This window comes from uncultured Microbacterium sp., assembly GCF_963521695.1.
GTDB lineage: Bacteria > Actinomycetota > Actinomycetes > Actinomycetales > Microbacteriaceae > Microbacterium.
The window spans coordinates 1-9,981 of the sequence record NZ_CAUQWC010000123.1 but is presented as its reverse complement, the minus strand read 5'-3'; the positions used below and the strand labels follow the sequence as shown (position 1 = coordinate 9,981).

General features: G+C 66.2%; 8 protein-coding genes. 6 read left to right on the top strand and 2 right to left on the bottom strand.

The genetic code is table 11. The annotated features are described in order from the left end of the window. Window positions 1-2,079: RCC1 domain-containing protein (locus RWP81_RS10235; RefSeq protein ID WP_399540584.1), on the top strand; the 2,079-nt coding region annotated here is incomplete at its 5' end. Window positions 2,080-2,254: 175 nt separating this feature from the next. Here RWP81_RS10235 and RWP81_RS10230 read toward each other — a convergent pair. Together RWP81_RS10230 and RWP81_RS10225 are read right to left on the bottom strand one after the other, a co-directional pair. Then, window positions 2,255-3,439 carry a Fic/DOC family N-terminal domain-containing protein gene (locus RWP81_RS10230; RefSeq protein WP_314455737.1) on the bottom strand — a complete coding sequence of 395 codons (1,185 nt, stop codon included), beginning with the start codon at window positions 3,437-3,439 and terminating at the stop codon, window positions 2,255-2,257. A gap of 319 nt (window positions 3,440-3,758) precedes the next feature. Continuing rightward, window positions 3,759-4,565, bottom strand: a complete 807-nt coding sequence (locus tag RWP81_RS10225; RefSeq protein ID WP_314455734.1) for a DeoR/GlpR family DNA-binding transcription regulator — start codon at window positions 4,563-4,565, stop codon at window positions 3,759-3,761. A gap of 233 nt (window positions 4,566-4,798) precedes the next feature. Between RWP81_RS10225 and RWP81_RS10220 the strand changes: the two genes are divergently transcribed. The 5 genes from RWP81_RS10220 to RWP81_RS10200 all read left to right on the top strand — a co-directional run. Then, window positions 4,799-6,094 carry a sugar ABC transporter substrate-binding protein gene (locus tag RWP81_RS10220; RefSeq protein WP_314455731.1) on the top strand — a complete coding sequence of 432 codons (1,296 nt, stop codon included), beginning with the start codon at window positions 4,799-4,801 and terminating at the stop codon, window positions 6,092-6,094. Between the two features lie 70 nt (window positions 6,095-6,164). Beyond that, window positions 6,165-7,094 carry a sugar ABC transporter permease gene (locus tag RWP81_RS10215; protein ID WP_314455728.1) on the top strand — a complete coding sequence of 310 codons (930 nt, stop codon included), beginning with the start codon at window positions 6,165-6,167 and terminating at the stop codon, window positions 7,092-7,094. Window position 7,095: 1 nt separating this feature from the next. Then, the gene (locus tag RWP81_RS10210) at window positions 7,096-7,992 is read left to right on the top strand and encodes a carbohydrate ABC transporter permease (protein WP_314455725.1); all 897 of its coding nucleotides are present in this window, start codon (window positions 7,096-7,098) and stop codon (window positions 7,990-7,992) included. 33 nt (window positions 7,993-8,025) lie between these two features. After that, a complete protein-coding gene (locus RWP81_RS10205; RefSeq protein WP_285137750.1) occupies window positions 8,026-8,889 on the top strand; it encodes a ketose-bisphosphate aldolase in 864 nt (287 codons plus the stop codon). 19 nt (window positions 8,890-8,908) lie between these two features. Then, window positions 8,909-9,981 (top strand): ADP-dependent glucokinase/phosphofructokinase (locus RWP81_RS10200; RefSeq protein ID WP_314455721.1); only part of this gene is annotated, 1,073 nt, incomplete at its 3' end.

Genomic DNA, 9,981 nt, shown 5'->3' with positions numbered 1-9,981 from the left:
CCTCAGAAGGTGAAGTCGCTGCCCGGGGCCACGCAACTGGCCTCGACCTCGCTGCGCGCGGTGTTCGCACTCATGTCGGACGGAACGGTGAAGTCGTGGGGTGCCGGGGCGTTCTTCCAGCGCGGTGACGGCGACGGTAACCCGCGCGGGTCTGCCGCGATTATCGCGGGACTCAGCGGCGTGGTGCAGCTTGCTTCCGGATTCGGAGGCGGTGGCCTGGCGTTGAAGAACGACGGCACCGTCTGGGCGTGGGGAAACAACGACAAGGGTCAGTTGTGCGACGGGACCACGAGTGCGCGGGCGACGCCGGGGCAGATCCCGGGGCTCACCGGTGTGACGCAGGTCTCGGGAGGTCCGGGGTCGGACTTCGGCTTCGGCAGTGGCTACGCGTTGAAGTCCGACGGGACGGTCTGGGCGTGGGGGGAGAACAACCTCGGTCAACTCGGTGACGGCACCAACGTCGACCGGAACACTCCGGTGCAGGTTCTGAACATCAGTACGGCGACCCAGATCACCGGTTCCATCACGTCGGGATTCGCGCTCCTGTCGGACAATCGGGTCGCCGCGTGGGGGGAGACGTTCCTGAACGGCATCGGCACGACCTCCACCCCCGGCTATGTCACGCCGGCACGCCCCGTGGCGAAGATCCGCGCCTCGCAGCACAACAAGTTCGGCTTCCATGGCCTCTACCTCATTACCGGCCAGGCCGTCCTGTCCGTCGATGTCGCCGATGCCACGGTGACGGCCGGTTCGGCGTCCGCTGTGACGGCGAAGGCATCGAACTGCGCACACGTGCCCGTGGCCGGCGTTGCACTCACCCTGGCGGCGACGCGGGGCGCCGTTGTGGGTGCAGCGAGCGGCTCGACAAATGCGAACGGCGAGTTCGCGACCACGGTCACCCCCGACGCGTGGACCATGCCCGGCGACTCCGTCCGCATCACCGTTGCGGACGATGCGAGCGAGGCGTCCGATTCGGTCACCGTGTTGGGAGCCAATTTGATCGTCGCGGCGAGCAACTACTTCGGCATTCTCGGTGTCGGTACCAGCGGAACGACCGAATGGGTGCCTCGCCAGACCTCTCCCGTATTCCCGTCGCCCGTCGTCGACCTCAGCTCATCGGGCGCGTGGGCGATCGCGCTGCTCCAGGACGGGACGGTCTGGACGACGGGCGGAAACTTCACGGGTGCTCTCGGCGATGGAACCTTCACCAACAGATACGTCTGGGACATCGTGCCGGGTCTCTCCGACATCGTCGACGTCACGACCACGCTCGAGGGCTGCGTCGCTCTGACGCGCTCCGGTGACGTCTACGCCTGGGGTGGGGGTCTCGAGGGCCAGCTCGGGCAGGCCGACTCTTCGAAGTGGTCCTCGAACTGGCCCACGCCGATGAGGGTCGACGGTATCTCCGGCGTCGTGAAGATCGCCAGCACCGTATCGCGCGCGGTGTTCGCCCTCACGGCCGATGGTCAGGCGTGGGCCTGGGGAACCGGAGGCCGCACGGGCGACGGAACGTACGTCACGCGCGGAACGCCGCAGCCGATCCCGGGAATGACCAACGTGGTTCAGATGGCATCGGGAATGGATGGCGGGCTGATGTTGAAGGGCGACGGCACCGTGTGGGCGTGGGGGAGCAACCAGAACGGGCAGCTCTGTGACGGAACGACCGACTTCTCCACGACACCCCTGCAGATCAGCGCCCTCACGGACGTGAAGCAGTTGTCGGGGTGCAACGGCGACGACTGGCTGAGCTACAACGGAATGGCTCTGAAGAACGACGGGACGGTCTGGACCTGGGGCTCGAACCTGGCCGGCCAGCTCGGCGACGGCACGACGAACGACCGTCACTACCCCGGTCAGGTCGCGAACCTCAGCGGAGTCAAGGAGATCGCCGGTTCCATCGGAGCCGCCTACGCGCTGCTCGACGACGGACGCGTGGCCGCCTGGGGCAAGACGGGACTGGATGGGATCGGCTACACCACGACGCCGCGATTCGTCACTCCGAGTCGGCCGGTGACGAAGATCCGTGCCTCGTTGCACAACTGGCACACCTTCCGTGCGCTGTACCTGATCACGGAGTGACCGCGAACTGACCGGCTCCGACCCGACGACACGTCGTCGGATCGGGGCCGGGTCAGTCTTCACGTCGCCGCCTTGTCCTCCAGCGGACTGATGGTGTCAAGCGCTCCGCGCCATGCTCTTCACGGCTGGGAGTCGATCCCCTCCACTTCGTCCGGCGGCGTCCGTTCCGGTGCTATCAGGCCGCGCTCGGAGCCGAGATGATGTCGACGACCTCGCGAGCTCGGAATGCCATCACGCCGGGTACCGCCCGCTGCTCCAGGATGCCGAGCTCCGTGAGCTTCCTCACAGCGTTGCTGACCGCCTGGTACGTGAGCCCTGTCGCGTCTCTCAGGTTGGGAATGTTGACGAATGGACGACCGATCAAGAGATCTGCGATATCCCGGACTGCGCCCCTTGCGCCGGCAGCCCGGAGTCGCTCGTGGTAACTCGTCTGGAGTTCGAGGAGCAGGCGGATTCGCTCGGCCGAGTCGACGGCAGAAGCCTCGATGCCCTCCGCGAAGAAGGCGACCCATTCGTCCCATCTCCCCGTCGAGCTGACCTGGGCTAGGAGATCCTGGTAGGCCTCCCTCCGCTTCTCGAACCAGGGGGACACACTTAAGAGCCCTTCGGACAGCACGCCGAGGCCGACCAACTGCAGAACGATCAGCAAGCGCCCGATACGGCCATTGCCGTCATTGAAGGGGTGCAAGGTCTCGAACTGATAGTGGGTCAACGCGGCTGCGACAATGGGGTCGATGGCGTCGTCGGCGCTCTGCATCCACGTCATGAGGTCTTGCACCCCGGATTCAAGCTGTGCGCCGCCGGGCATAGGGATGAAACGAGCGTCGGTTACGCGGCCGCCGCGGCTGCCGATAACCACCTGGATCCGTCTGATCCGACCGGCCTCGTCAGTGTCGGCGGACGTCCCCTGAACGAGTGTGCGGTGAAGATCGCAGAGCAACCCGACCGTCACAGCGCGTTGCTGCTGTACCCATCGGAAGCCGTTTTCCGCTGCGCTTACATAGTTGAGTACCTCGTTGAGGGCAGCGGAGCGTTCGCTCCCCTGCATGACGTCGGCGGCGAGAACGTCCTCCAGAGGCGCATACGTACCCTCCAGCGCTGACGTGCTCTGCGCCTCTCTGCGGAGGGTCGGTTGGCGAAGCAGGCCCGGGTTGATCACGAGCAGCGAACCCTGCTGCAGGCGGCCGAGTGCTCGGTTGGCCCGCGCCACGCGGTTCCAGGTGGCCGTGCTCAGCGTCGGTGGAGCGCTGAGCGGGTGTGCGGCGAAGGCAACGTGCTCGTAGCGCTCTCCCCTTCCGTCCGTTCCCGTGATCGGAAGAAGCGCGCCGATCGGACTCGTCGCGAAGCGTGAGCGGTCCATGGCTCCCTTTCAAGCACAGTTGACTTCATCGCGCTGATAGTCAAGCAAATCGCGATCTACTTGAAGATACAACGATGTAATTAAAGCCTGAATCAATCGTGCGGCCACTTAGGGCGTCGACGCGGTCACACACGCCCCGCCCTAGAGAACGCCACGACCGTGTCCACGGCATCCGCCCCTGCCCCGGGCATAGTACGATCTCCCGACGCTGAGCCTGGGAGATCGGCCGGACTCGGTTCACATGTCGGGTGAGGTCCCTCCGCCCATGTCCCGCACGACGGGCGAGAAAGCAGTCTCTCCAGTGGGGTCGACGCGGGATCTACGGCGTGAGCACCGTCACCCCCGCCTCCGCCAGCGCTGCCGCGAGGTCGGGGGACGGTGGGGCGTCGGTGACGAGGTAGTCGGCCTTCTCGAGTGGCGTCACCTGGGCGAACAGGCGGCGGTCCAGCTTGCTCGAGTCGGCGAGGATCACGGTGCGATCGGCGCGCTCGATCATCTCGCTCATCATCGTGGCGTCGCCGAGGTTGCTCGTGGAGTACCCCGAGGCGTCGACCGCGCCGACGGCGATGAGCGCGTAGTCGCAGCGGATGTCGACCTCGGTGGTGTTCGAGGTCATCGCGAGGGTGACCGGGCCGGTCGTGGCCTGCGTGATGGTGCGGACGGCGCCGCCGAAGATGAAGAGGTCGCGGAAGACGCTGGGCGAGATCTCCGCGGGGATGCGCAGGTTGTTCGTCGCGATCGTCAGGTTGCGGTGATTGCGCAGCGCCCGGGCGACGGCGAGCGTCGTCGTGCCCGCGTTGAGCATGAGGACGGAGCCGTCTTCGATGAGCTCGACGGCGAGCGCGGCGATGCGCTCCTTCTCCGATATCTGCATCTGCAGACGGACGTCGAGACCCCGGTCGCGGCCGGGCACCGACATCGCGCTCACCGCTCCGCCGTGGGTGCGCACGACGATACCCTCGCGGTCGAGCTGGTCGAGATCTCGGCGCACGGTGTCGATCGAGACTCCGAAGTGCGAGGCGAGATCGACGACGGTGACCTGGCCGGATTCGGCCACGTAGGCGGCGAGTTCCGCTTTGCGCCCTGCCGGCAGTCGGCGCTTCGTCGTGGCTGTGGCTGCATCCATGCCGTCATCTCTAGCACAGAGCAGCACGCGATCCGCGTGAATTTCGGGGAAAACAGCACGTAACAGCAAATAAGGAACGGTTTCTGCTGCCTATGGCGCGTGGTCGTGCCGGAATAGTCACGAATCTGCATCGGGCGCTTGACCGCTCCGGCAGAAGAGCGCATACTCATGCTTAAAGCAGCAAGAACGCGCAGAAGAGCGCGAAACAGTGCAGATCTCAACGAGGAGAAACGATGGACAACAGCGGGCGCCGGCGTCGGAACGCCATCAAGCTCGTCGGTGTCGCAGCAGCGGCCACGACCCTCCTGGCGATGGCGGGGTGCTCGTCGAACAGCACCGGAACCGCCGACGGTGGAGGAGACGTCACGATCGAGTTCGCCCAGTGGTGGGAGCCCGAGCTCGGTGACGGCGAGTTCCGCGGTCTCATGGACCAGTTCGAGCAGGAGAACCCCGGCATCAAGGTCGATCTGGTCAGCGGCCCGTACGCCTCGACCAAGGAGCAGCTCTTCGCGGGCGCGGCCTCCGGCACCATGCCCGATGTCGTCGGTCTCGACGGCGCCTGGGTGAGCGACTTCGCGAAGCAGGGCGTGATCGCCGACCTCACGCAGCTCATGAGCGAGGCGGGGTACGACGACAGCCAGCTCGCCAGCCAGATCAAGGTCGACGACAGCACTTACATGATCCCGGTCGTCAACTTCGTCTACCCGATGTTCACGAACGACGGCCTGCTGGCGCAGGCGGGTGTCACGGCTCCGCCCTCGACCCGCACCGAGTTCGCGGACGCCGCCAAGAAGATCGCGGCTCTCGGCGGCGACGTGTCGGGATGGGTGCTCCCCCTCTCGCTCGAGGCGCCCAACGGCGTGCAGAACGACGTCATGTCGTGGGTCTGGGCATCCGGCGGTTCCATGCTGAAGGACGGCCAGCCCGACCTGACGAACTCCGCCGTCTCGGACGCGACCGACTACATCCAGCAGCTCTGGGCGGATGGGGTCATCGCTCCCGGGTCCTTCACGATGAAGGAGCAGGACAAGGTCGAGGAGTTCACCAACGGCCGCGTGGGCATGATGATCGACTCGCTCGCGCACATCAACCTCATCCGCGAGTCCAACCCCGATCTGACCTTCTCCATCTCGGCCATCCCTGCCGAGGACGGCTTCTCGGGTGAACGCGGCATCCCCTACGCCTCGTGGGGCATCGGCGTCGCAGAGAACTCCGAGCACAAGGATGCCGCCTTCAAGCTGGTGCAGTTCCTCATGGGCACCGACGTCAACAGCGAGCTGTCGACGATGGCCAAGGCGTTCCCGGGCAACACCGAGAGTGTGCCGACCTTCGTCGAGGACGACGAGCTGTTCCAGACGGCGTTCGAGATCTACAAGGACGGATACCCCGCGAACGAGTTCACGGGTCTGCCCGTCGCCGAGGAGCTCATGCGCCAGTTCGGCACGCAATTCCAGTCGGCGCTGGACGGTCAGCAGTCGATGAGCGACGCGCTCACCAAGACGCAGGACGAATGGACGTCGGAGTTCTGATCCGACGCTGATCCGGGATGCCGCATCGCCCCCCGCGGTGCGGCATCCCGCTCATCGAAAGCCGCACACCATGACCATGCGCACCCTCACACCCCCCGACACCGAGGTGATCGTCACCGGACGACCGCTCTCGCGCCGCACCCGCCAGCTCCGTAAGGCGGGCGAGGCCTACGCGTTCCTCTCCCCGACCCTCATTCTTCTGCTCGTCCTCATGATCGTCCCGATCGTGATGGTGACGGGCTACTCGTTCCAGGACAACGTCATCCTGAACAAGAGCCCCGAGGTCGTGGGCGTCGCCAACTACGTCGCGATCCTCACCGACCCGGGCTTCTGGAAGGCGACCGGCAACACCCTCTTCTTCACGCTCACGAGCGTCGCCGCCCACCTCGTGCTGGGATTGACGTTCGCAATGCTTCTGAACAGCCGGCGGATCGGCGCGATCCCCCGGGCGATCTTCCGCGGCCTCTACGTGCTCCCGTGGCTGTTCACCGTCGCGGTGATCGCGGTGCTGTGGCGCATGCTGCTCGCCCCGAACGGCATCGTGAACTTCCTGCTCAACACTGACATCGAGTGGCTCGCCTCTCCGGCGCTGGCGCTCGGCGCCGTGACCTTCATCAACATCTGGGCCGGATACCCCTTCTTCATGGTGAGCCTGCTCGCGGGTCTCCAGGGCATCCCGAGCGACCTGTACGAGGCGGCGACCGTCGACGGCGCCAGCCCGGCGCAGCGCTTCTGGAACGTCACCATCCCGCAGCTCCGGCCGATCATCGTCAGCCTCGTGCTGCTCGACCTCATCTGGACGTCACAGCAGTTCGCCCTCATCTGGCTGACCACGGGCGGCGGTCCCATCGACGTCACCGAGATGCTCAGCACCTACACCTACAAGCTCGCATTCGCGAAGTACGACTTCTCGATGGCCTCCACCTCGGCGGTGCTGGTCCTGGCGTTGTCGATGATCATCGCGGTGCTCTACGTCCGCCAGCAGAAGGCGAGGGACTGACATGGTCCTGACCACCCCCGCGCGTCAGCGCGCCACCAGTCCCGCGCGTCAGCGCCCCACCCGCACCGCCACGCGGCGCCGCGTCGCCCAGACAGGCGTCTTCCTCGGCCTCGTCCTCGGCGCGGTCTTCGCCGCCGGCCCCGTGCTCTGGATGCTGTCGAGCTCGTTCAAGTCGAACACGCAGATCTTCGAGCTTCCCCCGCGGCTGGTCACCGAGACCTTCTCGTTCGACGCCTACGTCTCGATCTTCACCAACCCCGAGACCGTGCGCTTCTTCATCAACAGCTACGTGGTGGCGGGAGCGGTCACGATCCTGACGCTGCTCGTCGCGATCCAGGCCGCATACGCCTTCAGCCGGTTCGAGTTCCGTGGAAAGCGCATCGTCAACGTCATCATCGTGAGCGTTCAGGCCGTGCCGCCGATCACCCTGCTGATCCCGTACTTCGGCCTGATGGTCGGGCTCGGGCTCTACAACACCTACCCGGGCCTCATCTTCACCTACATGGTGTTCACGCTGCCCTACGCGATCATCATGATGACGGGGTACTTCAACACTCTGCCCAAGGAGCTCGACGAGGCCGTCCGCGTCGACGGTGCAGGCTCCTTCACCGCCCTCTGGCGAGTGCTCGTGCCGATCTCGATCCCCGGGATCGTGTCGGTCGGCATCTACACGTTCATGATCGCGTGGAACGAGTTCCTCTTCGCGCTGACCCTCACGCGCACCATCGACATGCGCACCGTGCCGATCGGCATCCAGTTGCTCATGGGGCAGCACTCGTACGAGTGGAACCAGATCATGGCGATGAGCATCCTCGGCTCGATCCCGGTGCTGCTGCTCTTCCTCTTCTTCCAGCGTTTCTTCATCAGCGGCCTCACAGCCGGCTCGGTGAAGAGCTAAGCCACCCGACCCCACCCAACAAGGAGAATCTCCGTGCTCTACACCGGCAAGTCCATCCTCGACGTGGCCAACGCCCACAGCTTCGCCATCCCGGCGTTCAACATCAGCGACTGGGCGATGTTCACCGGGATCATGGACATCAGCGAAGAGAAGTCCGCTCCGGTCATCATCGCCATCCACCCCGACGAGGTCTCGCACATCACCACCGACCTGATCCCCGCGATGCACGCCCGCGCGCACCGCTCCAGCGTGCCCGTCGCCATCCACTGGGACCACGGCGGAACCTACGACCAGATCATCACGGCGATCAAGGCCGGCTTCACCTCGGTCATGATCGACGCCTCGCTCGAGCCGTTCGAGCAGAACGTCGCGCTGACCCGCAAGGTCGTCGAGGCCGCGCACGCGGTCGGCGTGCAGGTCGAGGGCGAGCTCGGAACCATCGGCGCGAACGACAGCTACGGCGAGTCGGGTGCCGCCGAGATCATCTACACGAACGTGGATGACGCGGTGCGCTTCGTCGAGCAGACCGGCGTCGACAGTCTCGCCATCGCGATCGGCACCTCGCACGGCCTCTACCCGGCCGAGAAGAACCCCGAGCTGCGCCACGACCTGCTCGAGCAGATCAAGGCCGCCGTCGGCATCCCCCTCGTGCTGCACGGCGGATCCAGCAACCCGGACGCCGAGCTCTCGCGCGCCGTGTCGCTCGGCATCAACAAGATCAACATCTCCAGCGACATCAAGGTGGCCTACCACGACCGCATGCGCGAGGTGCTGGGCACCGACCGGCGTCTCCGCGAGCCCAACGCCATCCAGCCCGAGTGCATCGCCGCGATGAAGGTCACCGCGGCGGAGAAGATCGACCTGTTCGGCGCCGCCGGCAAGGCCGACCTGTACTGAGAGATCGGAGACCGGCACCATGGTGGGAGACCTCGTCCTCGGACTCGGCGGCACCGTCGACTACGAGATCGGATGGGATGCCGATGTGCTCTCGGCACTCGCCCGCAGTCACGGCATCCGTCTCGACGAGCTGACCACCACGACGCCGATCATCGACGAGCGCGCGCTCGTCGTGACGGTGCTCGCCTTCCTCGCCACCGGCGGGGGAGGCGAGCGCTTCGTCCTCTCCAGCGACATCGTCGAACGCTTCGCCGCGCACTTCGACGTAGAGATCACCCTCGGCGGCACGGGCGTGCGCGCGGGAATCGCCCTCGACCGCATCGGCGTACCCACGGTGCAGCACCTCGTGAGCATCGACGACAACGTGCGGCGCCTCCTCCCGGCATCGATGCGCATCGTGTCGTCGGCGACGCGGGACACCCTCGATCCGCACCTCATCGTGCAGTACCCCGAGGCCGCGACCGTCGAGCTGATGGATGCCACGGTGACCGCCCCGGCATCCAACCGCCTCATCTTCGCCAACGACGCTCCCAACCGCGAGATGGCGATCGCCGCCGACCTCGGCGAGGCGCTGGCGGGGGCCGATGCCTTCCTCGTCTCGGGCTTCAACACGATGCAGGATGCCGCCCTGCTCGAGCGTCGTCTCGACGAGCTCACCGCGGCGATGCGGTCCCTCCCCGCCGACGCGCTCGTGTACTACGAGGACGCCGGGTTCTACAAGCGCGAGCTGTCGTCGCCCGTGCGCGCACGCCTGCTCGACCGCATCGACGTCTACGGCATGAACGAGGACGAATTGCAGGAGTACCTCGGCCGTTCGGTCGACCTCCTCTCACCCGACGACGTCGTCGCCGCCCTCGCCGAGGTGCACGAGGTGATCCCCGCGCGGGCACTCGTGGTGCATACGAAGTACTGGGCCATCGCCGTCGGTCCCGACTCCGCCCGGCATCGCGCGGGTCTCGAGAGTGCGGTGCGCACGGCCGCCACCCGCTATCGGCTGGGCGACGCCTGCACGGTGGACGACCTCGACGACACGGCGCGGCTGCCGCGGCACGCCGGGGGCGCGGCCGTGGTCGCGGCGGCGGAGAGCAGGCG